Below are 24,493 nucleotides of genomic sequence, written 5' to 3' on the forward strand. Positions count from 1 at the left end.
CCTCTCTTCAGGAGATTCTTCATGGAAACATCCGACTTGCAGCTGACCCGCCGCATGGCACTCGGAGCGCTCACCGGCGCCGCGTTGCTGAGCGCCCTGCCCGCCCAGGCGCTGGGCAGCCTGGCGCACGTGCGCGTCGTTGACCGGGACCGCAATCGGGTGCTTCCCCTGTACCCGCACCGGGGTGAGCTTTGGCTCCCAGGGGAGCCTGGTGCTCGCTATGCCGTGGAGTTGTTCAATCAGAGTGGCGAACGCTTGCTGACCGTGGTGTCGGTTGACGGTATCAACGTGATCACCGGAGAGACCGCAGCCTTCCATCAGTCGGGTTACGCACTGGCGCCGGGGCAACGTTACGAAGTCAATGGGTGGCGCAAGAGCCACCGCGAAGTGGCGGTCTTCCGGTTCACCGATCTGCCGCGGTCGTACGCCGCCCGCACCGGGCGCCCAGACGACGTGGGTGTGATCGGCGTGGCGGTGTTCCGGGAACAACCCGCCCGGCCAGCGCCACGCCCACCCTGGCGTCCCTATGGCGATGTGCCTCCGGCTCAGGGACGATCGGTACCAGAAGCCCAGGGCAAATCTGCCCCCTGGGGAGCCGGCCCGCAACTCGGTACCGGCCATGGGGAACGGGAGCGGGACTTTGTGGGCTCCACCGAATTCGTTCGGCGCAGTCAAAGCCCCGATGAGACCATCTTGATCCGATACGACAGCCACGCCAACCTGGTGGCCAGGGGCATTGCCCCACCGCCCCGCAGGCGGCCCCGGTTTGACCACCATCCCAACCCGTTCCCGGGCGGTCGATCAGGCTTTGCGCCAGATCCGTACTGAAGGGGCTCAGGCGGGCTCCGGATTGGCCTCACAGCTCCCAGCCTGCTGCTCCACCGCGAAGCGCGCGATCCACGAGGCATGAAACGGTCCAGTCCCGGAAACCAACGGGCCGGATCGGTCGGACGGCCTGCGCCACTCCCTTGGGGGTGATGCGAACCGGCGCGAAGTTGTTTCATTTCAGTGATTCATGGCGCCGGAGCGCCACCCGCGACGAGTGAAAAAACGCCACCCCAGGGGCACCGCCGGGCTGGCTTTGCCAGACGGCCAGTGCCGTCCCCCTTGAGGGGGGTGACGCGAAGCGGCGCGGGGGGTGTTTCATCTCACCCAATGTGTGAAAGACGCGACGGGCTCCCGTGGGGTGTGAAAGCTGTTGACCTTGTCGCCAGGGTCGGCATGGCCCAGGGCCATGCCGCAAACCAGCATCTCCTGATCGCCGGCACCGATGTGGGGCAGGATGATCCTGGCGAAACCGTTCCAGGCCGCCTGGGGGCAGGTGTGCAGGCCCTGGCCACGGGCGGCGATCATGATGGTCTGGAGAAACATGCCGTAGTCCACCAGCGATCCCCGGCCCATGACCTGATCAATCGTGAACATCAGCCCCACCGGTGCGTCGAAAAACCGGAAATTGCGCTGGTGCTGCGCGTGCATCTTGTCCTTGTCACCCTTGGTGATGCCGAGCAGGCCGTACAGGCTCCAACCGTTTTCGCGTCGGCGATCGATGTAGGGACTGACCCATTTTTCCGGGTAGTAGTCGTAGGCCTCGCGATATTCACTCGCCAGCGACGGATCGGCGCGCAAGGCATCGTGTGCAGCACACACCTTCTGAACCAGCGCATCGCGGCTTTCACCCTGCAGCACATACACCTTCCAGGGCTGCGTATTGGTGCCGGAAGGCGCGCGACTCGCGACCCCCAGGATGTGCTCGATCACCTCACGCTCCACCGCTTGCGGGAGAAATGCTCGCGCAGACATCCGGCTGGTGATGGCGGCATCCACCGAATGCCCGTCGATCACGGATGCATGCGGTGCAGGGTTGTGGCTCATAGAAGGGTCTCCAGGGTGGTTTTCAGTGCTGCAGGCAAAGGCACAGGCCGGCGGGTTTCACGGTCAACATACACATGAACGAAATGGCCGCATGCCGCCGCCGTTTCCTGGCCTTGTGCGAACAGGCCCACTTCGTAACGAACACTGGAACGACCCAGGTGCGCCACCCGAAGGCCCGCCTCTACCGTTTCCGGGAAAGCCAGCGGTGCAAAGTAATTGCACTGGGTCTCGATCACCAGGCCAATGACCGCGCCAGCATGAATATCCAGCGCGCCCTGTTCGATCAGGTAGGCGTTGACCGCCGTGTCGAACCAGCTGTAGTACACCACGTTGTTGACGTGGCCGTAGACATCGTTGTCGGCCCATCGTGTGCCGATCGGGCGGAACACGCGGTAGGCGCTGCGCTGCCGGGGCTGGGCGCGAGTGGGTCGGTTGTCTGAACTCATGCGCCGGCATTTTGCCAGTGAGGGGCGCCAGTCGCTGTCACAGCGGTGGCCGTTGGTGGGCGCGATGCCATGGCCTGCCATCGCTGCTGGTATTCGACTGCCGTGCGGTAGGTGTGCATCTGCACCTGCAAGGTGGTTTCCATGTCAACGCCGTAGCCGCCTGCCATGGCAAACGCCAGCGGCATGCGGCGCTGCCATGCCCAGTCCATCACACGACGGTCGCGCGCTTCCAGTCCGTCGAAGCTGAGCTTCAGTCGCCCCAGTCGATCTCCTTCGTGCGGGTCTGCACCTGCAAGGTAAATCACCAGCCCGGGCGTAAAGCGCCGTTCCAGCTCATCGAGCGCATGGTCCAGTGCCTCCAGGTAGGCCGAATCTCCACATGCATCGGGCAAGTCGACATCCAGGTCGCTGGGCTCCTTGCGAAAAGGAAAATTCTTGGCACCATGCATGGACAATGTGAAAACCGAAGCATCCCGTGCAAAGATCCGTGCGGTACCATTTCCCTGGTGCACATCAAGATCGATGATGGCCACCTGCAAGGGTCCGCTGGTGCGATCCCTGCGCGAATGTTCCGCCTGCATGAGTCTGGCGGCCACGGCGGCATCATTGAAGACGCAGAAGCCACCGCCCCTGTCGGCATAGGCATGGTGCGTGCCTCCGGCCAGATTGGCCGATACGCCCCCGCCAGTCATGGCCTCGCGGCAAGCCTGCAGCGTGGCACCCACCGAGCGACGCGCGCGCTCGGCCATGGCAGGGCTCCAGGGAAAACCAATTTCGCGTTGGGCCGCTGGCGACAACGTACCGTCTCCCACCGCTGCGATGTAATCGGGCGTGTGCACCAGAGCCAACTCGCCTGCGCTGGCCGGCAACGCTTCCAGCATGCGCACTTGAGGCAACTCAGTGGCGAGCCGCTCACGCAACCGGCGGTATTTCGCCATGGGAAAGCGGTGTCCGCTGGGCAATGGCAGAACAAACTGGTCGGCGTAATAGGCGTGCACTGATAGACCCGGACAAGAGCAGCGTTGATTTTCACATTGCTGCCAACCGGTGTTCATCGGACGGGATTTAGAACCGACCATCTAAAATGGTGCGCCGCAGCAAACAGGGCTTGCAAGCTGCCGCGAAGTGCCTATAATTCAAACCATGTTGCAGTGCAGCAAATCGAACGATAACAACAGCGTCCAGACAGCGCGGTGTTCCATAGCAGCCCTCAACTGACCCGTCATTCCGACCTCGTCATCCACATCAGGAGTATGAACATGCTGACCGCTGAACAAATCGTCGCCGCCCACAAAGCCAACATTGAAACCCTTTTCGGCCTGACCACCAAAGCCTTCGAAGGCGTGGAAAAGCTGGTTGAACTCAACGTGCAAGCCACCAAGGCCGCCCTGTCCGAGTCCGCCAACAGCACGCAAGCGCTGCTGAGCGCCAAAGACGCCCAGGAACTGCTGACCCTGCAGGCCAGCCTTTTCCAACCACTGGCTGAAAAGACCGTGGCCTACAGCCGCCACCTGTACGACATCGCTTCGGGCACAGGCACCGAACTCGGCAAGGCCGCTGAAGCCCAGGCTGCCGACGCGCAGAAGAAGTTCAATGCCTTGGTTGACAATGCCGCCAAGAACGCCCCCGCCGGCTCAGAAACCGCCGTGGCCGTGATGAAAAGCGCCATTTCTGCCAGCAACAATGCTCTGGAATCGGTACAGAAGGCTGTCAAGCAAGCCACCGAAATGGCCGAAGCCAACTTCAACACCGTGACCTCGCAAGCTGTGAGCGCCACCAAGGCTGCCACCAAAAAGCGTTGAACTGAACCTGGATTGCATGGTTGATCGGATGACTTGATTTTGATCAGGTCACCCACAATTGAAACACTGCGCGATCCGCCCAGCCTTGCAAAGGCGGCACTTATCGCAATTGCCCGTTTTTTCTGGTTGTCTCCTCGGGTCCTTTTCGAAATTCGATTTCATCGGACCCCTTAAGCCCTCGCTGCAAAGCGGGGGCTTTTTTTATGTGCCTCGCCTGGTGACTCTCGGCACTGCCCACCGCTTTGGTTGCGTTCGCGCTTTGGGTTTTGGCACACGAGCCCTCAGGGCAACAGTCTGGGCTCAGGCTCACTTCAGGAACAGGACGTTGATGCGCCTTGCATCCCCGTTCAGCATCCGACAGACGTACGCAAGAATCCAATATTCTTATTACGAACCATTCGCATTTCTGGTAGCATTCACATTCAACCACTCCACTCACCGTCCCACTTGACTGCGTCGTGGGCAACACGTTGGCATCTGATTTCACCGACGCATCGAAAGGCCCCAATTGACTTCGTTTACCAAGCTCCCTCTGGCCATCGCCGCGATGGCCAGCGCCCTCTGCCTGCCAGTGCATGCACAGGACAAGGTACTCAATCTCTACTCTGCCCGTCACTACCAGACCGACGAGGTCATGTACGACACCTTCACCAAGACAACGGGCATCAAGATCAATCGGGTCGATGCGGACGATGCCGGCATTCTTGCCCGACTTCGCGCCGAAGGCGCAGCCTCTCCTGCAGACGTGATCCTGCTGGTGGATGCGGCCCGCCTGGCCTCTGCTGAAAGCCAAGGTCTCTTTCAACCGATCAGGTCTGCCAAGCTCGATGCAGCGATTCCCGCCCATCTGCGTGCAGACAATGGCGAAGGGGGTGTGACCTGGACCGGTTTCTCCACGCGCGCACGTGTCATTGTTTATGACCCACTGCGCGTCAAGCGCGAGGCCGTGGCAACCTACGAACAGCTCGCCGATCCTGCCCTCAAGGGCATGGTTTGCACTCGCAGCGGCTCGCACCCCTACAACCTTTCGCTGTTCGCCACCGTGATAGAGCGCATGGGTGACGAAAGAGGTGAGGCCTGGCTCAAGGGTGTGGTGGGCAACATGGCACGCACACCCAAAGGTGGCGATACCGACCAGATCAAGGCGGTCGCTTCCGGTGAGTGCGGTGTGGCCGTGACCAACAGCTACTACGCCGCCCGTCTGCTCAAATCCACCAAGCCCGAAGACCGAGCCGTGATGGAAAAGGTGCGGGTCGTCTTCCCCAACCAGTCCACCAGCGGTACGCACGTGAACATCGCGGGTGCGGGTGTCGCCAGGCACGCCAAGAACCGTGAAAACGCAATTGTCTTCATGGAGTTCCTGGCCAGCCCCTTCGCGCAAGACTACTTTGCGAACGGCAACAACGAGTTCCCGGCGGCCAAGGGCGTGAAGGTCGAAAACCCTGCCTTGAAGGCCATGGGGGGCGACAGCTTCAAGGCCGAAACCATTCCCCTCGGGGTGGTCGCCAAGAACCTGACCAAGGTGCAGCAGATGCTGGATCGCGTCGGGTACAAATGATCTCCCCCCTGCGCCGCTGACGCGGCTTCCCCCCTCTCTGGCGCGCCCTTCGGGCGCTTGGAGGGGGGGACGGCATCTTGGGCCGGCAGAGCCGTCCCTTGCTGCCCCTGGATCGAGGCACTTCGCTTCGGAAAGACTCAGCACGTTCCCTCTGCAAGCTGTCTGTTCCCATCGCCCAGTCGGAGCAAAGTGTCTTTGTCCAGAGATGCGGTGGAACCGGCTTTGCCGGGCCACTCGCATCGCCCCCTGGAGGGGGTGACGCCGAAGGCGGCGCGGGGGTGGTTAGTAAAGCTCGGGTACGTAGATCTCGCCCGGCACCTGGTGGCGGCGGTAGCCTTCGTGGCGCACGCGTTCTGGCAACGTGATCGGCGGGCGCTCGATTTCGCTGTAATTCATCTGTGACAGCAGGTGTGAGATGCAGTTGAGGCGTGCCTTCTTCTTGTCATCCGCCGGGATCACCCACCAGGGTGACTCTGGAATGTGGGTGCGGGCGATCATCACTTCCTTGGCCTTGGTGTAGAGCTCCCAGCGGCGGCGTGACTCCAGGTCCATCGGGCTGAGCTTCCATTGCTTCAGCGGGTCATGAATGCGGCCCAGGAAGCGCAGTTCCTGCTCTTCGTCCGAAATGGAGAACCAGTACTTGATCAGCTGGATGCCAGACCGCGTGAGCATTTTTTCAAACTCGGGCACGTCGCGGAAGAACGCTTCGTACTGCTCGTCGGTACAGAAGCCCATCACCTTTTCCACACCGGCGCGGTTGTACCAGCTGCGGTCGAACAACACGATTTCGCCGCCCGCTGGCAGGTGTGGCACGTAGCGCTGGAAGTACCACTGCGTGCGTTCGCGATCATTGGGCGCGGGCAGCGCCACTACACGGCACACCCGGGGGTTCAGGCGCTGGGTGATGCGCTTGATCACGCCGCCTTTGCCGGCCGCATCGCGCCCCTCGAACACGATCACCACCTTGTGCCCCGTGGCCACCACCCAGTCCTGCAGTTTCACCAGCTCGGCCTGCAGGCGAAACAACTCACGAAAATAGACGCGGCGACTCTCTTTCTGACTGGCGAGATCCGCAGGATCCAGGCCACTGGACAACTCGTCAATGTGCCGGTCCTCGATTTCCATCTCGATTTCTTCGTCATAGCCATCCATCAAATCGTTGTGGATACGGCGCAGCAGCTCGTCCTGGTTGTCGATCATGAATGCACTCCATTCCGGAAGCGGAAAATCGCCTCAGGCTACGCGCCATACGTGACAAATTCATGAAAATCACATGCCATGACGGTGACAGAGCGGGCCTCTACGACCCTGGTTCATAATTGACGTTTACGTCAACGTCAACTCATCCCCACCCGAGGAGCAAATCATGGAAATTCAAGGCAAGGTATTCATCGTCACCGGCGGCGCGTCTGGTCTGGGCGAAGGCACGGCCCGCATGCTGGCTGCCAACGGCGGCAAGGTGGTGATTGCCGACATGCAGGAAGAAAAAGGCCAGGCCGTTGCGAAAGACATCGGCGGCGTTTTCGTCAAGTGCGATGTCAGCAACGAGGCGGATGGGCAGGCGGTGGTGGCACAGGCGACTTCGATGGGCAAACTCATGGGCCTGATCAACTGCGCAGGCATTGCGCCCGCTGAAAAAACCGTGGGCAAAAGCGGACCGCACAGCCTGGCCGTCTATTCCAAGACCATCATGGTCAACCTGGTTGGCAGCTTCAACATGATCCGCCTGGCGGCAGATGCCATGTGCAAGAATGAACCCGAGGCCACTGGTGAGCGCGGCGTGATGATCAGCACCGCAAGCGTGGCGGCCTACGATGGTCAGATTGGCCAGGCGGCCTACGCGGCCTCCAAGGGCGGCGTGGTGGGCATGACGTTACCGATCGCTCGCGATCTGGCACGCAATGGCATCCGCAACATGACGATCGCGCCCGGCATTTTCGGCACACCCATGCTGTTCGGTATGCCCCAGGAAGTACAGGACGCGCTGGCGGCCAGCGTGCCTTTTCCCAGCCGCCTGGGCACACCGGCCGACTACGCCAAGCTGGCCCAGCACATCATCGAAAACGACATGCTCAATGGCGAGGTGATCCGGCTGGATGGGGCCATCCGCCTGGCGCCGCGCTGAATCCCTCGTGAACACGTGTGCTGATACCTACGGCCCCATAAACAAAGCCGGCCCAAGGGCCGGCTTTGTTTTGTCGGGCGCTCATCGTCAGCGCTGCGAGTTCACTTGGCCGTGCGCGCCTGTGCCACCGCGTCCTGCACCTCTTTCCACAGCGACTCGCCCACATTGACCGCAATCGAGGTGTTGATCGCGCTCAGCTTGTCGCGCATGCGGCCCGCCTCGACAGACGAAAGTTCATTGACCTGCATGCCCTTTGCACGCAGATCGGCCAGTGCTTTGTCGGCTTCAGCCCGCGTATCCTGACGCTCGAAGTCACGGCTTTTTTTCGCGGCATCCAGCAGCACTTTCTGTTCGTCTTTGCTCAGACCGTCCCAGTACTTCTTGCTGACCAGCACGATCCAGGGGCTGTAGACGTGGTTGGTGACGGTGAGGTATTTCTGCACCTCATAGAACTTGCTGGACAGGATGGTGTTGAAGGGATTCTCCTGTCCATCCACCGTCTTGGTCTCCAGAGCGGTGAACAGCTCGGAGAATGGCAGTGGCACGGCGTTGGCGCCCAGGGTCTTGAAGCTGTCGATGAAGACGTTGTTCTGCATCACTCGCAGCTTGATGCCGTCCATGTCTTCGAGTTTGGTGACCGCGCGCTTGTTGTTGGTGAGGTTGCGGAAACCGTTCTCCCAGTAGACCAGGCCCACCAAACCTTTTTCCTGGAGCTTGTCCATCACCTTCTGGCCCACCGGGCCGTCCAGCACGGCGTCAGCTTCCTTGCCGTTGTTGAACAGGAAAGGCGTGTCCCAGATGGCCATTTCCTTGGTGATTCCCACCAGCGTGGCGGTTGAGCCCACCATCATTTCCTGTGCGCCACCGATGAGAGCTTGCTGCATCTGCACGTCGGAGCCCAGCGCAGCGGCGCCGATGGCGCGGATCTTCATCTTGCCCCCAGAGGCCTTTTCCACTTCCTCGGCAAACACCTTGGTGGCGCGTCCCTGGTTGCTGATTTCGTTCAGGCCGTAGCCAAAGCGGATGATGCGGTTCTTGATGTCCTGCGCCTGGGCCAGGCCGGTGCCCAGCGTGGCCAGCGCCACGGCGGCGGCGATGGTGAGTTGTCGGATCTTCATGGTTTATCTCCTAGGGGGTGGAATCGGCTTGCGCCGCGGGGAAACGGGAAATGCTGTTCGTCAGAACATCAGCTTGAGAGGCCACAACACGATGGCCGGGAAAAGAATCAGCAGAACCAGCATGGCGAAATACACAAGCAGGAAAGGGGTCACGCCTTTGATCACCGGCTCCATGCGCAAGCCGCCCACGCCGGCCACCACGTTGAGCACCGTGCCCACAGGCGGTGTGAGCAAGCCCAGGCAGCCGACGAAGATGAAGACGAAGCCGAAGTACACCGGGTCGATGCCGGCCTTGGCGGCCAGCGGAGCCAGCACCGGGGCCAGAATCAGGATGGTGGGCGTGAGGTCCATGACCATGCCCACCGCCAGAAGGAACAGGCAGACCACGGCCATGAACAGCATGGGGCTCTGCAACAGCGGGCCCATGCTCTGCGCCAGCTGGTTCGGCAGGTCTGCCAGCGTGATCATGTAGCTGGCGGCTGTTGCTGCCCCGCAGAGGAACATGACGATGCCGGTGGTGCGGGAGGCATCCACCAGCACGCGGTAGAGCCGCTGCAGATTCAACTCACGGTAAATCAGCGTGGCCACCAGCAGCGCGTACATGGCCGCCACCACTGCCGCCTCGGTGGGTGTGAAGAAGCCGAAACGCAAGCCCCCGATGATGATCACCGGCATCATCAGCGCCCACGCACTGCCGCTGAGCACCTTGCGGCGCTCGACCCAGGTGGTCTTCTCCGCCACTGGCAGGTCTTTGCCGCGCGCAATGCCGCGCCAGACCAGCACCAGGCCGATGGCCATGATGATGCCGGGCACGATGCCGGCCAGAAACAGTTTGCTGATGGATGTGTTGGTGGTCACGCCATAGATCACCATGGGCATCGACGGCGGCACGATGGGCGCGATGATGCCGCCCGATGCGATGAGGCCTGCGCTGGGACCAGCCGGGTAGTTCTGCTTGCGCATCATCGGCAGCAACAGCGTGGCCAATGCGGCGGTGTCGGCAATCGCCGAGCCGCTCATCGACGCCAGCATCAGCGATGCGCCGATGGCCACGTAGCCCAGGCCGCCGGGAATGTGTCCCACCAGTGAGCGCGCCAGGTCAATGATGCGGCGGCTCAGCCCGCCCGCATTCATGAGTTCACCCGCAAGGATAAAGAACGGCACCGCCAGCAGCGGGAAGCTGTCAAACCCCGCCTGCACGTTCTGCGCCAGCAGTTGTGCGTCGAAGAAGTCCAGGTGCACCATGAGCGCCAGCGCAGTCAGCATGAGTGCGAAGGCGATGGGTACGCCCACCGTCATGGTGGCGAACAGCACCAGCAGGAAGATGGCGATGGTCATGTCCGCACCCTCCCCGGCTCGGCCGCGTTGGCGCCCGGGCCGTCGCCTCGAAGGTCCTGCCAGCTCTGCAAAAGCAGCAGCACGGCCATGCAGAAGCCCATGACCAGGGTACCTGCGGCGCCGAGTGCCAGCGGGTAGTTCATGACGGGGCTTCGACTGTCCATGCCCACCAGCACCTGTTCCCAGGATCCGCGGACGAGGTACCAAAGCGCCAGCGCGATGAGCCCGCGTGACAACCAGCGCAGCAATGCCGCCTTGGTACCGCTCATGCGTGCCGTGAGCAGATCAAAGCCCAGGTGTTTGCCCTCGCCGAAGGCCAGGGTTGCCGACAGGCACACCAGCCAGACAAAGAGCAGACGCGAAAGCTCTTCCGACACCACCCAGCCCGTGCCCCAGAAATAGCGCAACAACACGTTGCCGAATACGGCCAGCACCATGCCGGACATGCACAACGCCATGAGCGCTTCCACCGTATGACGCAGTGCCTTCGCGAGATTCATTGGAGTACCTCCACCCTTCGGGCTGCGGTGCGAGCTTGCTTGGGAACGGCCCGGCGAAGCACTCATGGCGCTGCCTTGACCGGCCCGACCGGCTCGCCCGCCCGGACCCAGCGCACCACGTCGGCCTCCAGCGCTTCAAGTGGGGCGGTGGCGTCCAGCCTGAGCACACCGGGCTCATGGCTGGGGTCCTCAAGCGCTTCGAACTGGCTGGCCACCAGGCTCACGGGAAACAGATGTGCGGGGCGCGCCGCCACACGCTCCCGGGCCTGGGCTGGCGTCAATGCCAGAAACACGAAGCGCAGACCGGGTACCGCTTGGCGCAGGTGGTCCCGGTAGCGCTGTCTGAGCGCTGAGCAGGTCAGCACGCAGCCAACCGACTTTCGCGTCCGCAATTCGTTGGCCAACACATCGAGCCAGAAATGGCGGTCGGCATCGGTCAGCGCCACGCCGCTGCGCATTTTCCCGATGCTCTGGACAGAATGAAAATCGTCGCCTTCGAGCAAGGGCACACCCAGTGCCTGGGCGCACCGCGACCCGAGGCTGGACTTGCCGCAGCCAGCGACGCCCATGATCACCACAAAGGCATTTCCGGATGACATTGTCATTTTGGTAGCGCTATCCCAAGAGAGGGAAAAAAATCAGGATCCTGATCGGGCAACTTGTGCCAGGGTCAGTGGATCCTGTGGAGAATCAGAAAACTTGTGAGACTGTCTGGATAGCGCTATCCTAAGCAAAACCTCTCGCCACCTCATCAGGGAATACCCTTGACATCGACCGAACGCCGTCGCCGCCCCAGTGGCCGCATCACCCTTGCCGAAGTGGCCAAAGCGGCCGATGTCAGTCCGATCACGGCTTCGCGCGCTTTGCGGGGCGAACGCGGCGTGGCCGCCGCACTGGTGGAGCGCGTCAAGCAGGCAGCCGAGAATCTTGGCTACGTACCCGACCCAGCAGCGCGCGCGCTGGCATCGCAACGCAGCGCTCAGGTACCGGTGCTGGTGCCGCTGCTGTCCAACGCGCTTTTTGTGGACGTTCTGGAGGCGGTGCACAGCACCCTTCAGCCGCACGGATACCAGACCATGATCGGCGTCACCCATTACGACCCCGATCAGGAGGAGCAATTGCTCAGGTCCTATCTGGCGCATCGCCCCGCCGGCCTGCTGCTCACCGGCTTCGATCGCACCGAGGCCGCCAGGCAACTCGTCACGCAGAGCGGTGTGCCCTGTGTGCACCTGATGGAGCTGACCCAGGCCCGCGGCATCTATTGCGTGGGATTTTCACAGCACGATGCCGGACACGACTTGACTGAACACCTGGTGCAACGCGGGCGCAAACGCATCGCCTTTGTGGCTGCCCAGCTCGACCCGCGCACCATGCAGCGTGCCGAAGGCTACCGCACCTGTCTGCGCGAACATGGGCTTTACGACCCTCGGCTCGAACTGCTCAGCCCCCAGCCTTCTTCGATGCGTCTGGGCGGCGAACTGTTCGAAGACCTGTTGCGCACGCGCCCGGATGTGGACGCCGTGTTCTTTTGCAACGACGATCTTGCCCAGGGCGGACTGCTCACAGCCCTGCGGCTTCGCATCGACGTGCCCGGTCAGATGGCCATCGCCGGCTTCAACGATCTATCTGGCAGCGACCAGATGCTGCCGCCGCTGACCACTGTGCGCACACCGCGCAGTGCCATCGGAGTGGCCAGCGCGCTGATGCTGCTCAGCCTGATGCGGGGTGAAACACCGGCCCACAACTCAACGGATCTCGGCTTCGAACTGATGGTGCGCGCCAGCACCTGAAGGGGCCAGACCAGACACACCAGGAGCCGCCAGCTGGCGTCGACCGGTACTTGCGGTAACCGGGGCCATGCGCGCCCGCGCTTCAGGATGGCGCAGGAGCACAGGTTTGCGCCTTCGAGATGTCAAGGAACGGCATCAAGGCAGGCCCCATCGAACCCAGGATCTGTACCGGCAGACCAGAGGTGAAACGGTAACGTGCGGCATCGGAGCCGACCACATAGGCGGTCAGGCTGCCGAAATAACGCGGACCAAGGTGAAACACAAAAGTGGCGGTTCGGTTGAGCGAAAACGCGGCGCGCCCGCGCACGACCACGCGATTGTCGCCGGTACCGGTCTTTCCCCCCGGCGACAGGTCTTCGCCACTGTCGCTGCGGAAGCTGCCTGCCAGGCGGCGGGCTGTGCCGCGCTCAACCACTTCAGACAAGGCCTGTCGCAGCGCGTGCGCCACCTCTGGCGCCATGACGCGTTCACCCGCCACGGGGCCAATGGCGAGTGAGGTGGCCCAGGGAGTGTCGGAAGCCAACTGCACGCCCGTCAGGTGGCGGATCGGCAACCGCACGCCATCGTTGATGATGATGCCCATCAGTTCGGCCAGCGCCGCCGGGCGGTCTCCGGAGCTGCCCAGTGCCGTGGCCAGGGAGGGCACCAGATGACCGAACGGATAGCCGAGACGGGCCCAACGCTGGTGAATGTCCAGAAAGGCCTCCACTTCGAGCAGTGTGTAGATGCGGGTGTCCTGTGCACTCTTGACACGGGTGCGGAACAACCAGCCGTATACGGCCTGCCGCTCGCTCTTGCTTGCTTCCAGCGCCTCGGTCAGGGTGGCGGAGGGGTGCTGCAGGCGGTAGGCCACCAGCCAGAGTTCCAGCGGGTGTACACCGGCCAGGTAACCGCGGTCGGGCAGGTCGAGGGCGTCCGGTGCGAAACGCAGGTACAGACGCTCCAGGCGGGTGCCGTCAGGCGCTCTTTCGCCGAGCCGTTCGCGCAGAAAAAGGCTCAGGGCCTCGGAGGATGCGTCCGGTTCAAGGTAGCGAAAGACAGCGGTCAGGCGTTCCGGTGTGGGGCGCAGGCCTTCGAGAAGCATGGAGCGCAGTTCGGCTGGGTTGCGCGGTGCGAGCTTGCGCCAGAAGCGGCGCAGGAACGTTTGCCCCTCGCGGTCGGCAAAGCGGGCGAGGTACACCTCCCGGCGAGGGTCGCTGTCGTCTTCGAGCACCCGGGCGGTGCTGCCAGGCACCTGGTACATGGTGTGGCGAACGACTTCGCGCATCACGCGCACGAACGGCAGGTTGATGGAAGCCTGCATCGCCTCTCGCACGGTGGGCGAGCGGGCGTTGTCGTCGGCACTGAAGTTGTTGAAGGTGTGGATGCCGCCACCGGTGAAGAACTGCTCACCGGGATCGGCCGAAAACCGGCGCTCCAGCGCGGCATGGAGCATGGCATCGAGGCTTCTGTCCTGCGCGCCAGTGAGGTGCTGCACGGCCCAGCGCGTGAGCGTGTCCTGCCGGTCGAATGCGATACCGCGCAGGCTGGCCGGATCCAGCAGGGCAAGGCGCGCATGCAGCTCGGCGACCAGCTCCAGGTAGCTCGCCAGCACGCGCAACTTGGCGGTGGAGCCGAGTTCGAGCTTGCTGCCTTCGTTGATGTCAAGCGGCTGGGTGGTGGTGTCGGTCTGCACGCGCACCATGTTGCCCTGGGAAGTGCGCTCCAGCAGGGTGAAGCTGTAGCGCACATTGCCCAGCGTGGCGGGTTGCAGCAGGCGCTCCCCGATCAGACCCTGAGAGCGCGCAAAGGCCGGATCGGTGAGGCGGCCCAGGTAGTCGCTGACGGTATCCTGAAGCTCACCATGCAGCGTGGTGTCGACGCTGGCATCGAGCCGGTCGAGCCCATACAGCGAAGTGCCGAGCCAACCGGCCAGGCGGCTTCGCGCGGCTGTACTCCCTTTGCCATGTGCGGCGGGCAGCAAAGGCGGATCGCTGACCATGTCACGAAAGCCGAGCCGCTGCTGCAGAGCGGCATCGCGCCAGCCGGCGTCGATGATGCCCTCGGTACCCAGCAAACGCAGGTAGGCGTCAGTCAGCTCGTCGAGGTTCTGCCGCCCCTGCGAAAGAAACCACGAAGGCCGGCGGTGCGCCACCATCAGGGCCACGACCTGGCGCAGGACCTGGCCACGCTCGATGCTGTGGTCGGTGCCGTTTCCGTTCTCGCCAAGCCCGTCTCCGGACGTCAGTAAAAAGCGCGCCCGGTCGAGCTCCGTCCCGAACCAGACCCACAAGCCATCGGCGAGGCCGTGCACTTCACCATGCCGCGGCGCGGCCGACAGCGGCACGGAGTTGAGGTAATCGAGCAAGATCTGGCGCCGCACCGGCAGCGTGTCCTGGCCCTGCTGGTAGGCGCGCACCGATGCCGACACCATCTGGCGCAACTTTTCGCGCTCGTTGTGGGTGATGCCTGCGGGCGAATGCCGGTATTTTTCGATCTGCGTGGCCAGGGTGCTGCCCCCTGGCGTGTCGACATCGGCGTCGATCCGGCGGCCCAGTTGCCCCAGCACGGCGCGCGTGAACCGCACCCAGTCGACCGCCGGGTTCAGTTTCGGTCGATCAGGATCGAGCAGATCGCGATTCTCGATGAACAGCAACGCCTGCGCGACGACTGGAGGCACGCTCTCCAACTGATCGAACTGCCGGTAGGGATAGACGAAACGGTGAATCGGGATTCGGTGGCAGTCCAGCACGGTCAGGCCGGCCTGGGTCTTTTCGGTGTAGGGCGCGTGAAAACCGCGATCCAGATACACGAGCAGGGCTTCGTTTTGCCGGGCTTGCCGCGTGACCTCGAAACCGCGTGGCTGGAGGCTGGCGACATAAGAAGGAATGCGGGTGTAACCCAGGCGCTCGTCGAACGGGCCATGCTGGGGGAACCGGATCTGCTCGCTGGGACCCGGCGCCACCTCAAAACCCAGCGGCGCAGCGTAGCGTTCCAGTGCCCAGGCCTGCAGACGGGAGGTGCGCGCCTCGTAAGACAACAGCACCGCCGCCAAGCTGCCCAGCACGATCAGCAAGCCCCATGCCAGCCAGCGCAGCCGAAAACGCCCGGGCCGACGAGGTTTGGCCGGTAGTTCGCTCGGCGCCTCGTGCCCGCCGTCCCTGAAAGCCGTTTCTGTCATGGAAGCTTAGTCTGCCGTATCGCACCCATTGTGAAGCGCAGATCCAGCACCCAGTGTGTCGAAAAACACGACGGCACACTCAGTTACGAACCGCCAATGGTGGTATGGCTGAGCGCCCGATAATCCGGTTCATGCTACTGCTTCCATCACGCCATCTGGCCCTCGGCCTGGCGCTCGTCATCCCTGCTTCGCTGCTGTTGACCCCTTCAGCGGTTCACTCTTCCACGTTCGAACTCCCTCCCCTCGACCGGATTGTCAATTACCAGCCGAAGTTGCCATTGCAGGTGTTCACCTCCGACGGTGTGGAAATTGCACAGTTCGGCACCGAGCGGCGCGTTTACGTGCCCCTGGCGCAAACGCCACAACAGCTGAAAGATGCCGTGCTCGCCGTGGAAGATGCGCGCTTCTATGAGCACTCGGGCGTTGACCCCAGAGGCATGGCCCGCGCGGCTGTGGCCATGATCACCGGGGGCAGAAAACAGGGCGCCTCCACCCTCACGCAGCAGTTGGTTCGCACCATGCTGCTCACGCGCGAACTGTCAGCCGAGCGCAAGGCCAAGGAGATCCTTCTGGCACTGCGGCTGGAGCAGGCGATTTCCAAGGACCGCATCCTGGAGATCTACCTCAACGAAATTTTCCTGGGTCAACGCGCCTACGGGTTTGCTGCGGCCGCGCAGACCTATTTCGGCAAGCCGCTGGACAAGCTCACGCTCGCGGAAACGGCGATGCTGGCCGGGCTGCCTCAGAACCCCTACTACGCCAATCCGGTCGCCAACCTCGATCGCGCCGTACAGCGCCAGCGCGTGGTGCTGGACCGTATGCGATCGGTGGGTGCCATTGACGAACGGCAACTGGCCGCCGCCAAGGCCGAAAAGCTGCAGTTGCGTGCTCGGGGACCACGCGGCGTGAACGCCGCCCACGTGGCTGAAATGGCCCGGCGGGTCGTGGTGGACCGATTCGGCACAGAAGCGTACTCGGCCGGCCTCAAGGTGACCACGTCGCTGCAGTCTGCCGATCAGAAGGCTGCACACGAGGCGCTGCAACGCGGTGTGATCGCGCACGATCGCCGGGGTGCGTGGCGTGGCCCCGAGGCTTTTGAAGCGCTCTCAGGCAGCGGCGCCGAGCTCGAACGGGCGGCGGCAGAGGCGCTGAGAGACCACCGCGATGACGAAACACTGCGGGTGGGGATTGTGCTCACCGCATCCGCGAAGGAAGTGCTGGTCCAGTTGGCCAGCGGGGAACAGGTACGCGTCCAGGGCGACGGACTGCGCTGGGTGCAGCGCGGGCTGGCTGCGGGTGCCAAGCCTCCCATGAAACTGGCGCGCGGATCGGTGATCCGCCTGGTGAGCAGTGGTAAGAACTGGTCCATTTCGCAATGGCCAGAAGTCGAGGCGGCCCTGGTCGCGATGGACGCCAGGACTGGCCGGGTCCGCGCCTTGGTGGGTGGCTTCGACTTTTCTCGCCAGCCGTTCAACCATGTGACCCAGAGCTGGCGCCAACCCGGATCCGCTTTCAAACCCCTGCTCTACTCCGCAGCGCTGGAAGCACGCGTGATGCCCGCCACGATGATTGACGACCTTCCTCTCACTACCCAGAACGGCTGGAGTCCGTCCAACAGCAACGGGGAGTTCGCCGGTCCCATCACGCTGCGCACGGCACTGGCAAAGTCGAGCAACCTGGCCAGCGTGCGAGTGCTGCAGCATGTGGGCAGCCAGCGCGCCCGCGACTGGACCACCCGCTTCGGCATGGACGCCGCGCGCCACCCCACCGACCTCACGCTGGCCCTGGGTACCGGCAGCACCACACCGCTTCAGATGGTCGAGGCCTACGCCACGCTGGCCAATGGCGGCTGGCATGTGGAACCGGTGGTGGTTGAAAGAATCACCGATGCCCAGGGCAAGGTGCTGTTCGAGGCTCCGGCGCCGGCAGCGCACACGGAAGACAACAGGGTCATCCCGGCGCGCAATGCCTTTGTGACCAACAGCCTGCTCAATGACGTGGTCCGTTCCGGCACTGCCGCCCGTGCGCAGGCCCTGCTCAACCGCAGCGACATCTACGGGAAGACCGGCACCACCAACGACGTGCACGACGCCTGGTTTGCCGGGCATCACCCCTCATTGGCCGCCGTGGTCTGGATGGGCCACAGTCAACCGCGCAGCCTGGGCAACAGCGAATCCGGCGGGAGGGCGGCGCTGCCCATCTGGATTGACTACATGGCCGCTGCGCTCAAGGGCGTGCCGAACAAGCCGCAGGGTTCTCCACCACCCGGCCTTGTCAGGGAGGGCGACGACTGGCTTTACAGCGAGTGGCGGGAGGGCGGCTGGGTGTCACACATTTCAGACCCGGCCAACGTTCAGTACGCGCCTCCACCGGGCTTCTTCTGGAACCTTCGCAGCCTGCCCAGCGAACCGCAGAGCATGTTCCCCAGCGATTCGAGACCCTGAGCGGCATCATCACCCGAAGAACAACCCGGACAAAGAAACACCGGCATTTGAACCGGTGTTTTGCTTGACGCCTCAGGCTGCTTCACTGTGCGCAGATGAGCGCCTTGGCTTCTGCGTATTCCCTTTTGAATCGGGCCACCAGGTCGGCCGCCGGCACCACCTCGCGAATGGCGCCGATACCCTGACCGCAGCCCCAGATATCCTTCCAGGCCTTGGCCGCCACTGCGCCTTCGCTGGTGCCGAAGTTCATCTTGCTCGGGTCGCTCTGCGGCAGATTGTCGGGGTCCATGCCAGCGTTCTGGATGCTGCCTTTGAGGTAGTTGCCGTGAATGCCGGTGTAGAAGTTGCTGTACACGATGTCGTCTGAATTGGACTTCGTGATCATCTCCTTGTATCCATCCACAGCGCGTGCCTCGTCGGTGGCGATGAAGGCAGAGCCGATGTAGGCAAAGTCGGCGCCCATGGCCTGCGCGGCCAGAATGGCGCCGCCCGACGAGATCGAACCCGAGAGTGCCACCGGGCCACCAAACCACTCGCGAATCTCCTGGATCATCGCAAACGGGCTCTTCACGCTGGCGTGGCCGCCAGCGCCAGCCGCCACCGGAATCAGGCCGTCGGCCCCCTTCTCGATCGCCTTGTGGGCAAACACGTTGTTGATCACGTCGTGCAACACCACGCCGCCCCAACTGTGCACGCCCTGGTTCACGTCTTCGCGCGCCCCCAGGCTGGTGATGATGATTGGCACCTTGTACTTGGCGCACAGTGCCATGTCCTGCTCGAGCCGGTCGTTGCTCTTGTGCACGATCTGGTTGATGGCGAACGGTGCGGCCTTGTTGTCCGGGTTCGCGGCGTCGTGCGCGGCCAGGGCCTCGGTGATCTCGGCCAGCCACTCGTCGAGCTGCGAGGCCGGGCGCGCGTTGAGCGCGGGCATGGCGCCCACCACGCCGGCCTTGCACTGTGCAATGACGAGTTTGGGGTTGCTGATGATGAACAGCGGCGAGCCGATCACCGGGAACTTGATGTTCTTGAGAACCGGGGGCAGGCTGCGGGCGGGTGCGGTCATTTTGTCTCCTGTGGGAATAAAGGAAGCCCCCGTTCGCCCTGAGCTTGTCGAAGGGCCTGCCCAGGTGTTGGCGAGGGCTTCGACAGGCTCAGCCCGAACGGCTGATTTGTGTTGCGAACGGTCAAAACGATTCGATGGCCAGCGCGGTCACGGCCTCGGCGCCTTCGACGATCGCATCGCGCGTGCCCGGGGCGCGGCTGAGGATGTGGTCGGCGTAGAAACGCGCGGTGGTGATCTTGGCCTGCATGAAGGCCGTGTCCTGTCCCTTGGCCGACAGATCCTCGGCCACCATCAGCGAACGAGCAAGTTGCCAGCCGGCCATGAGGTTGCCGGCGAGCATGAGGTAAGGCACGCTGCCGGCAAATGCCGCATTCGGGTTGCTGCGTGTGTTGGCGGCGATGAACTCGACCACGTCCACAAACGCTTCGCGCGCGGCCTTCAGGCGCTTGAGCACAGCTTTGGCGTCGGCGCTGTCGCGCTGGGCCAGTTCGGTTTCGGTGTTCTCGATCTGCGCGGCGATCGCCTTTGCGCCCGTGCCACCGTCGCGCGCGGTCTTGCGGCCCACGAGGTCGTTGGCCTGGATGGCGGTGGTGCCTTCGTAGATGGTGAGGATCTTGGCGTCGCGGTAGTACTGCGCCGCGCCCGTTTCTTCAATGAAGCCCATGCCGCCGTGCACCTGCACGCCGAGGCTCGTGACTTCCAGGCTCATCTCGGTGCTGTAGCCCTTGACCAGCGGCACCAGGAATTCGTAGAAGGCCGCGTTCTGCTTGCGCGTGTCTGCATCGGGGTGGTGGTGCGCGGCGTCGTAGGCGGCGGCGGCCACGCTCGCCATGGCGCGGCAACCTTCGGTGAAAGCGCGCATCGTCATCAACATGCGCTTCACGTCGGGGTGGTGAATGATGGGAGCGGCGGCCGACAGCGTACCGTCCACAGGGCGGCTCTGCACGCGATCTTTCGCATAGCCCACAGCCTTCTGGTAAGCACGCTCTGCGATCGCAATGCCCTGAACACCCACGGCGTAACGCGCGGCGTTCATCATGATGAACATGTACTCGAGGCCGCGGTTTTCCTGTCCCACGAGGTAACCCACGGCACCGCCGTGGTCGCCGTACTGCAACACGGCGGTCGGGCTGGCCTTGATGCCCATTTTGTGCTCGATGCTCACGCAGTGCACGTCGTTGCGCGCACCCAGTGAACCATCTTTGCCGACCATGAATTTGGGTACAACGAACAGGCTGATGCCCTTCACGCCTTCGGGGGCGCCGGTGACACGGGCCAGGACGAGATGCACGATGTTCTCGGCCATGTCGTGCTCACCGTAGGTGATGTAAATCTTGGTGCCAAACACCTTGTAGCTGCCGTCGGGCTGCGGCTCGGCGCGGCTTCGCACAGCGGCCAGGTCACTGCCGGCCTGCGGCTCGGTCAGGTTCATGGTACCGGTCCATTGGCCGCTCACCAGTTTCTCCAGGTACGTGGCCTTGAGTTCGTCGCTGCCCGCCGTGATCAGTGCCTCGATGGCGCCGTCGGTCAGCAATGGGCAGAGCGCAAAGCTCATGTTGGCGCTGTTGAGGATTTCACCGCAGGCCGCGCCAATGGTCTTGGGCAGGCCCTGGCCACCGAAATCCACCGGGTGCTGCAGGCCTTGCCAGCCGCCTTCGGCGTACTGCTTGAAGGCTTCTTTGAAGCCGGGCGTGGTCGTGACCTTGCCGTCCTTGAAGAACGAGGGGTTCTTGTCGCCCTCCCAGTTCAACGGGGCGATCACGCCTTCGTTGAGTTTGGCGCACTCTTCGAGTACCGCCTGTGCGGTTTCAAGTCCGGCGTCTTCAAAGCCCGGCATCTGTGAAACCTGGTCGATGCGTGCAAGGTGCTCGATGTCGAACAGCATGTCTTTGAGGGGGGCGGTGTAACTCATTCTCTTCTCTCCACGGGATTCAGCGATTCAGATACGACAAGGGCATCGCGAACGATGCCCTTGGGTGTGTCAATGGGCTCAGAGCGCCTTGATCAATTCAGGCACAGCCTCGAACAGGTCGGCCTCAAGACCGTAATCGGCCACCGAGAAGATCGGGGCCTCGGGGTCTTTGTTGATCGCCACGATGACCTTGCTGTCCTTCATGCCGGCCAGGTGCTGGATGGCGCCCGAGATGCCGGCAGCGATGTACAGCTGTGGTGCCACGATCTTGCCGGTCTGGCCCACCTGCCAGTCGTTGGGCGCGTAGCCCGCGTCCACCGCAGCGCGGCTGGCGCCCAGGGCGGCACCGAGCTTGTCGGCCAGCGGCGTCATCACGTCGTTGAACTTCTCGGCGCTGCCCAGTGCACGACCACCGGAGACAATGACTTTGGCTGCGGTGAGCTCGGGCCGGTCGCTGGTGGCAATCTCGCTGCCCACGAACGTGCTCTTGCCACTGTCAGGCTGTGCGGCTGCGGTTTCGACCGCTGCACTTCCGCCAGTGGCAGCCGCCGGATCAAAGCCCGTGGTGCGAACCGTGATCACCTTGGTGGCGTCGGTGCTCTGCACCAGGGCCACCGCGTTGCCGGCGTAGATGGGGCGCTCGAAGGTGTCGGGGCTTTCCACCTTGGTGATGTCGCTGATCTGGCCCACATCGAGCTTGGCGGCCACGCGAGGCGCGATGTTCTTGCCGCTGGCGGTGGCGGGGAACACCAGGTGCGAATAGCCGGACGCGATGTTCAGCACCTCGGCCGCCATGTTCTCGGCCAGGCCATGTGCCAGGTACTCGGCGTCGGCATGGATCACCTTGCTCACGCCGGCGATCTGGGCGGCAGCGGCGGCGGCGCCACTTGCGTTGTGGCCGGCGATGAGCACGTGCACATCACCCCCCATTTGCGAGGCAGCGGCCACGGTATTGAGCGTGGCCCCCTTGACGGTGGCGTTGTCGTGTTCGGCAATGACGAGTGCGGTCATGACTTGAATTCCTTAAGAAACCAGATTCGGATCGTTTGAAGTGTCTTGGTCGAGGAACCCGTGGAACTGGCTTTGCCAGGTCTCAGGGTTCGCCCCCTGGGGGGTGACGACGCAGGCGGCGCGGGGGGAGCGTGTTTCCTGCGCGGGGGGTCAGATCACCTTGGCTTCGTTCTTGAGCTTGTCGACCAGCGTGGCCACATCCGGCACCTTGATGCCCGCACCGCGCTTGGGCGGTTCGCTGACCTTGAGCGTCTTGATGCGCGGGCTCACGTCAACACCCAGGTCTTCGGGCTTGAGCACGTCGAGCTGCTTCTTCTTCGCCTTCATGATGTTGGGCAGTGTCACGTAGCGCGGCTCGTTCAGGCGCAGATCGGTGGTGATGATGGCCGGCAGGCTCAGGCTCAGTGTTTCCAGGCCGCCATCGACCTCGCGGGTGACCTTGACCTTGCCCCCCGGCATCGATCCCTCCACTTCCACCTTGCTCGCAAACGTGCCCTGGGGCAGGTCGGCCAGCGCAGCCAGCATCTGGCCGGTCTGGTTGCAGTCGTCGTCAATTGCCTGCTTGCCCAGGATCACCAGGCCCGGCTGTTCCTTGTCGAACAGCGCCTTGAGCAGCTTGGCCACGGCCAGGGGCTGCAGCTCTTCCGCCGTTTCCACCAGGATGGCGCGGTCTGCGCCAATGGCCATGGCGGTGCGAAGGGTCTCGGAGCACTGGGCCACGCCGCAAGAAACCGCGATCACCTCGGTGACCACGCCCTTCTCCTTCAGACGAACCGCTTCTTCCACCGCGATCTCGTCAAACGGGTTCATGCTCATCTTGACGTTGGCGATGTCCACGCCCGTACCGTCGCTCTTGACGCGCACCTTGACGTTGTAATCCACCACTCGTTTGACGGGGACGATGACCTTCATGCTGGGTTGCTCCTGATACGTAGTGAAAAGATTCTTGTTGACGTTCACGTCAACTGCAAGATTGTAGAGCCGGGGCCCCCAAAACACTGATAGACCTCAGGTCGTGCTGCGAGCAAGAAAATAGAACGACCGTGCTTTTTTTGAATTATACGTGCAATCATCCACAAGCGGAGAAACGTGCGCGACGCACCCACCAGCCCCAAATTAACCAACCCGTCGGTCGGCTAATTCGGGTAAGTATGGAGACGGTACCCAACCGTATTCGCCTATAGTCACTTTTGCGGCTTTTATTTATGTTGAATAACCTTATTTGTGTTCTTGAAGGAGACAGTTGATGAACCTACGTTTTGCGCTTCGCGCGGTCTTTTCCGGCTCGGTCATGGTCAGCGGACTGGCTTCGGCACAGACGGTGTTCAACACTTCCAGCTGGGTACCCCCCACGCACACCCTTAGCGTGGCCCAGGCCACCTGGTGCGACATGCTGGAAAAAGAAAGCAGCGGCCGCATGAAATGCAATGCCCTGCCCAAAGCCGTATCAGCCGCTCCAGGCACCTTTGACGCCGTGCGCGACGGGCTGGCCGACATTTCCTTCACCGTGGACGGCTACACACCAGGGCGCTTCATCAACACCCAGGTGGCCGAGTTCCCCTTCCTGGGCGACAGTGCAGTGCCTACATCAGTGGCATACCAGCGCATTTACAGCAAGTATTTCGCGCCCCTGGGTGAGCACCGTGGCGTGAAGGTCCTGGGGGTTTTCACCCACGGACCTGGCATCATTTTCAATACCAAGAAGCCCGTCACCTCTGCGGCCGACGCGGCCTCGCTGAAGTTCCGTATTGGCGGTGGCAACATCAATGAACTCTCCCGGGCGATGGGCTGGAACACCACACTCAAGCCAGCGCCAGAATCGTTTGAACTGCTGTCCACGGGCGTGATGGACGGCACTTTTTTCCCGGACGAATCGATTGCCTCGTTCCGGCTCTCAATGATCAAGCACGCGACCACCTTCCCTGGCGGTCTGTACAACACCAGTTTCGTCTTCATGATGAACCCCGGCAAGTACAACGCGTTGTCAGCTGAAGACAAGGCCGTGGTCGACAAGCTTTCGGGCGAGACCGCAGCGCGGGTCTTCGGTGAAGGCTGGGACAAGGTTGACGCCGCTTCCCGTGATACCGTGCAAAAAGCGCAGGGCGTGGAGCGCGTGCAGGCCAGTGAGAGCTTCATCAACGAAGTTCGGGCCAAGCAAGCCGCACTCGAAGACCGTTGGGTCGTTGCGGCAGAGGCCAAGGGTCTGAAGAACGCCAAGGGTGTGCTGGCTGAGTTTCGTGCTGAAATCGCCAAGCTGAAGTAAACCAAGGCATTCCCCAACCCTGCTGGCACCGGCTGGCGGGGCAGCCCGAGTCGACGCTGCCCCGCCAGCCCTTTTTTTGCCAGATTATTCC

Annotated in this window: 20 protein-coding genes; 7 read left to right on the top strand and 13 right to left on the bottom strand. The window is 62.9% G+C overall.

All coding sequences use genetic code 11. The annotated features are described in order from the left end of the window. Positions 1 to 21 precede the first annotated feature (21 nt). The gene (locus Q7V46_RS09325; protein WP_304913249.1) at positions 22 to 828 is read left to right on the top strand and encodes a hypothetical protein; all 807 of its coding nucleotides are present in this window, start codon (positions 22 to 24) and stop codon (positions 826 to 828) included. A 315-nt stretch (positions 829 to 1,143) separates the two neighbouring features. Here the strand turns inward: Q7V46_RS09325 and Q7V46_RS09330 are convergent, their stop codons facing one another. The 3 genes from Q7V46_RS09330 to Q7V46_RS09340 are packed head-to-tail and all read right to left on the bottom strand — an operon-like array spanning position 1,144 to position 3,316. Further along, on the bottom strand, positions 1,144 to 1,872 hold the full coding sequence (locus Q7V46_RS09330; protein ID WP_304913250.1) for a nitroreductase: 729 nt from the start codon (positions 1,870 to 1,872) through the stop codon (positions 1,144 to 1,146). Beyond that, positions 1,869 to 2,318 (bottom strand): thioesterase family protein, encoded by a 450-nt coding sequence (locus Q7V46_RS09335; protein WP_304913251.1) that lies wholly within the window; start codon positions 2,316 to 2,318, stop codon positions 1,869 to 1,871. The genes Q7V46_RS09330 and Q7V46_RS09335 overlap by 4 nt, the downstream gene beginning before the upstream one ends. Continuing rightward, the gene (locus Q7V46_RS09340; RefSeq protein WP_304913252.1) at positions 2,315 to 3,316 is read right to left on the bottom strand and encodes a histone deacetylase; all 1,002 of its coding nucleotides are present in this window, start codon (positions 3,314 to 3,316) and stop codon (positions 2,315 to 2,317) included. Before Q7V46_RS09340 ends, Q7V46_RS09335 begins: the two co-directional genes overlap by 4 nt. A gap of 261 nt (positions 3,317 to 3,577) precedes the next feature. Here Q7V46_RS09340 and Q7V46_RS09345 point away from each other — a divergent pair, with 261 nt between their 5' ends. Beyond that, positions 3,578 to 4,120 carry a phasin family protein gene (locus tag Q7V46_RS09345; RefSeq protein WP_304913253.1) on the top strand — a complete coding sequence of 181 codons (543 nt, stop codon included), beginning with the start codon at positions 3,578 to 3,580 and terminating at the stop codon, positions 4,118 to 4,120. 547 nt (positions 4,121 to 4,667) lie between these two features. Then, positions 4,668 to 5,678, top strand: coding sequence for an extracellular solute-binding protein (locus Q7V46_RS09350; protein ID WP_304913403.1), 1,011 nt, complete (start codon positions 4,668 to 4,670; stop codon positions 5,676 to 5,678). Positions 5,679 to 5,960: 282 nt separating this feature from the next. On the opposite strand, the gene ppk2 is transcribed toward Q7V46_RS09350, so the two are convergent. Continuing rightward, positions 5,961 to 6,878, bottom strand: a complete 918-nt coding sequence (ppk2, locus tag Q7V46_RS09355; RefSeq protein WP_304913254.1) for a polyphosphate kinase 2 — start codon at positions 6,876 to 6,878, stop codon at positions 5,961 to 5,963. 166 nt (positions 6,879 to 7,044) lie between these two features. Between ppk2 and Q7V46_RS09360 the strand changes: the two genes are divergently transcribed. Continuing rightward, positions 7,045 to 7,803: a 3-hydroxyacyl-CoA dehydrogenase gene (locus tag Q7V46_RS09360; RefSeq protein WP_304913255.1), complete on the top strand. Its 759-nt coding sequence runs from the start codon at positions 7,045 to 7,047 to the stop codon at positions 7,801 to 7,803. Between the two features lie 101 nt (positions 7,804 to 7,904). Here the strand turns inward: Q7V46_RS09360 and Q7V46_RS09365 are convergent, their stop codons facing one another. The 4 genes from Q7V46_RS09365 to Q7V46_RS09380 form a co-directional block, all read right to left on the bottom strand. Continuing rightward, positions 7,905 to 8,921: a TRAP transporter substrate-binding protein gene (locus Q7V46_RS09365; RefSeq protein ID WP_304913256.1), complete on the bottom strand. Its 1,017-nt coding sequence runs from the start codon at positions 8,919 to 8,921 to the stop codon at positions 7,905 to 7,907. A 60-nt stretch (positions 8,922 to 8,981) separates the two neighbouring features. After that, positions 8,982 to 10,259: a TRAP transporter large permease gene (locus tag Q7V46_RS09370; protein WP_304913257.1), complete on the bottom strand. Its 1,278-nt coding sequence runs from the start codon at positions 10,257 to 10,259 to the stop codon at positions 8,982 to 8,984. After that, positions 10,256 to 10,759: a TRAP transporter small permease gene (locus Q7V46_RS09375; protein WP_304913258.1), complete on the bottom strand. Its 504-nt coding sequence runs from the start codon at positions 10,757 to 10,759 to the stop codon at positions 10,256 to 10,258. Before Q7V46_RS09375 ends, Q7V46_RS09370 begins: the two co-directional genes overlap by 4 nt. Positions 10,760 to 10,821: 62 nt before the next feature. After that, positions 10,822 to 11,358 carry a gluconokinase gene (locus Q7V46_RS09380; protein ID WP_370690311.1) on the bottom strand — a complete coding sequence of 179 codons (537 nt, stop codon included), beginning with the start codon at positions 11,356 to 11,358 and terminating at the stop codon, positions 10,822 to 10,824. Positions 11,359 to 11,523: 165 nt separating this feature from the next. Between Q7V46_RS09380 and Q7V46_RS09385 the strand changes: the two genes are divergently transcribed. Further along, a complete protein-coding gene (locus Q7V46_RS09385) occupies positions 11,524 to 12,549 on the top strand; it encodes a LacI family DNA-binding transcriptional regulator (RefSeq protein WP_304913260.1) in 1,026 nt (341 codons plus the stop codon). 82 nt (positions 12,550 to 12,631) lie between these two features. Here the strand turns inward: Q7V46_RS09385 and Q7V46_RS09390 are convergent, their stop codons facing one another. Further along, positions 12,632 to 15,709: a transglycosylase domain-containing protein gene (locus tag Q7V46_RS09390; protein ID WP_304913261.1), complete on the bottom strand. Its 3,078-nt coding sequence runs from the start codon at positions 15,707 to 15,709 to the stop codon at positions 12,632 to 12,634. A gap of 131 nt (positions 15,710 to 15,840) precedes the next feature. Between Q7V46_RS09390 and Q7V46_RS09395 the strand changes: the two genes are divergently transcribed. Further along, a complete protein-coding gene (locus Q7V46_RS09395) occupies positions 15,841 to 18,153 on the top strand; it encodes a penicillin-binding protein 1A (protein ID WP_304913262.1) in 2,313 nt (770 codons plus the stop codon). Positions 18,154 to 18,235: 82 nt separating this feature from the next. Here Q7V46_RS09395 and Q7V46_RS09400 read toward each other — a convergent pair whose 3' ends face one another. From Q7V46_RS09400 to Q7V46_RS09415, 4 genes are all read right to left on the bottom strand, one after another. Then, positions 18,236 to 19,216: a nitronate monooxygenase family protein gene (locus Q7V46_RS09400; protein ID WP_304913263.1), complete on the bottom strand. Its 981-nt coding sequence runs from the start codon at positions 19,214 to 19,216 to the stop codon at positions 18,236 to 18,238. Between the two features lie 121 nt (positions 19,217 to 19,337). Beyond that, entirely contained in the window at positions 19,338 to 21,128 is a 1,791-nt protein-coding gene (locus Q7V46_RS09405) for an acyl-CoA dehydrogenase (RefSeq protein WP_304913264.1), read from the bottom strand. A gap of 78 nt (positions 21,129 to 21,206) precedes the next feature. Next, entirely contained in the window at positions 21,207 to 22,139 is a 933-nt protein-coding gene (locus Q7V46_RS09410; protein WP_304913265.1) for an electron transfer flavoprotein subunit alpha/FixB family protein, read from the bottom strand. 150 nt (positions 22,140 to 22,289) lie between these two features. Beyond that, positions 22,290 to 23,051 carry an electron transfer flavoprotein subunit beta/FixA family protein gene (locus tag Q7V46_RS09415; protein WP_304913266.1) on the bottom strand — a complete coding sequence of 254 codons (762 nt, stop codon included), beginning with the start codon at positions 23,049 to 23,051 and terminating at the stop codon, positions 22,290 to 22,292. Between the two features lie 334 nt (positions 23,052 to 23,385). Here Q7V46_RS09415 and Q7V46_RS09420 point away from each other — a divergent pair, with 334 nt between their 5' ends. Continuing rightward, positions 23,386 to 24,402 carry a TRAP transporter substrate-binding protein gene (locus Q7V46_RS09420; RefSeq protein ID WP_304913267.1) on the top strand — a complete coding sequence of 339 codons (1,017 nt, stop codon included), beginning with the start codon at positions 23,386 to 23,388 and terminating at the stop codon, positions 24,400 to 24,402. Positions 24,403 to 24,493 lie beyond the last annotated feature (91 nt).

This window comes from Hydrogenophaga sp. (genome assembly GCF_030651625.1).
GTDB lineage: Bacteria > Pseudomonadota > Gammaproteobacteria > Burkholderiales > Burkholderiaceae_C > Hydrogenophaga.

Bases quoted from the DNA above. Each gene is read 5' to 3' on its own strand.
- Q7V46_RS09325 (WP_304913249.1), top strand. From the start codon at position 22: ATGGAAACATCCGACTTGCAGCTGACCCGCCGCATGGCACTCGGAGCG.
- Q7V46_RS09330 (WP_304913250.1), bottom strand. From the start codon at position 1,872: ATGAGCCACAACCCTGCACCGCATGCATCCGTGATCGACGGGCATTCG.
- Q7V46_RS09335 (WP_304913251.1), bottom strand. From the start codon at position 2,318: ATGAGTTCAGACAACCGACCCACTCGCGCCCAGCCCCGGCAGCGCAGC.
- Q7V46_RS09345 (WP_304913253.1), top strand. From the start codon at position 3,578: ATGCTGACCGCTGAACAAATCGTCGCCGCCCACAAAGCCAACATTGAA.
- Q7V46_RS09350 (WP_304913403.1), top strand. From the start codon at position 4,668: ATGGCCAGCGCCCTCTGCCTGCCAGTGCATGCACAGGACAAGGTACTC.
- ppk2 (WP_304913254.1), bottom strand. From the start codon at position 6,878: ATGATCGACAACCAGGACGAGCTGCTGCGCCGTATCCACAACGATTTG.
- Q7V46_RS09360 (WP_304913255.1), top strand. From the start codon at position 7,045: ATGGAAATTCAAGGCAAGGTATTCATCGTCACCGGCGGCGCGTCTGGT.
- Q7V46_RS09365 (WP_304913256.1), bottom strand. From the start codon at position 8,921: ATGAAGATCCGACAACTCACCATCGCCGCCGCCGTGGCGCTGGCCACG.
- Q7V46_RS09370 (WP_304913257.1), bottom strand. From the start codon at position 10,259: ATGACCATCGCCATCTTCCTGCTGGTGCTGTTCGCCACCATGACGGTG.
- Q7V46_RS09375 (WP_304913258.1), bottom strand. From the start codon at position 10,759: ATGAATCTCGCGAAGGCACTGCGTCATACGGTGGAAGCGCTCATGGCG.
- Q7V46_RS09380 (WP_370690311.1), bottom strand. From the start codon at position 11,358: ATGTCATCCGGAAATGCCTTTGTGGTGATCATGGGCGTCGCTGGCTGC.
- Q7V46_RS09390 (WP_304913261.1), bottom strand. From the start codon at position 15,709: ATGACAGAAACGGCTTTCAGGGACGGCGGGCACGAGGCGCCGAGCGAA.
- Q7V46_RS09395 (WP_304913262.1), top strand. From the start codon at position 15,841: ATGCTACTGCTTCCATCACGCCATCTGGCCCTCGGCCTGGCGCTCGTC.
- Q7V46_RS09400 (WP_304913263.1), bottom strand. From the start codon at position 19,216: ATGACCGCACCCGCCCGCAGCCTGCCCCCGGTTCTCAAGAACATCAAG.
- Q7V46_RS09405 (WP_304913264.1), bottom strand. From the start codon at position 21,128: ATGAGTTACACCGCCCCCCTCAAAGACATGCTGTTCGACATCGAGCAC.
- Q7V46_RS09410 (WP_304913265.1), bottom strand. From the start codon at position 22,139: ATGACCGCACTCGTCATTGCCGAACACGACAACGCCACCGTCAAGGGG.
- Q7V46_RS09415 (WP_304913266.1), bottom strand. From the start codon at position 23,051: ATGAAGGTCATCGTCCCCGTCAAACGAGTGGTGGATTACAACGTCAAG.
- Q7V46_RS09420 (WP_304913267.1), top strand. From the start codon at position 23,386: ATGAACCTACGTTTTGCGCTTCGCGCGGTCTTTTCCGGCTCGGTCATG.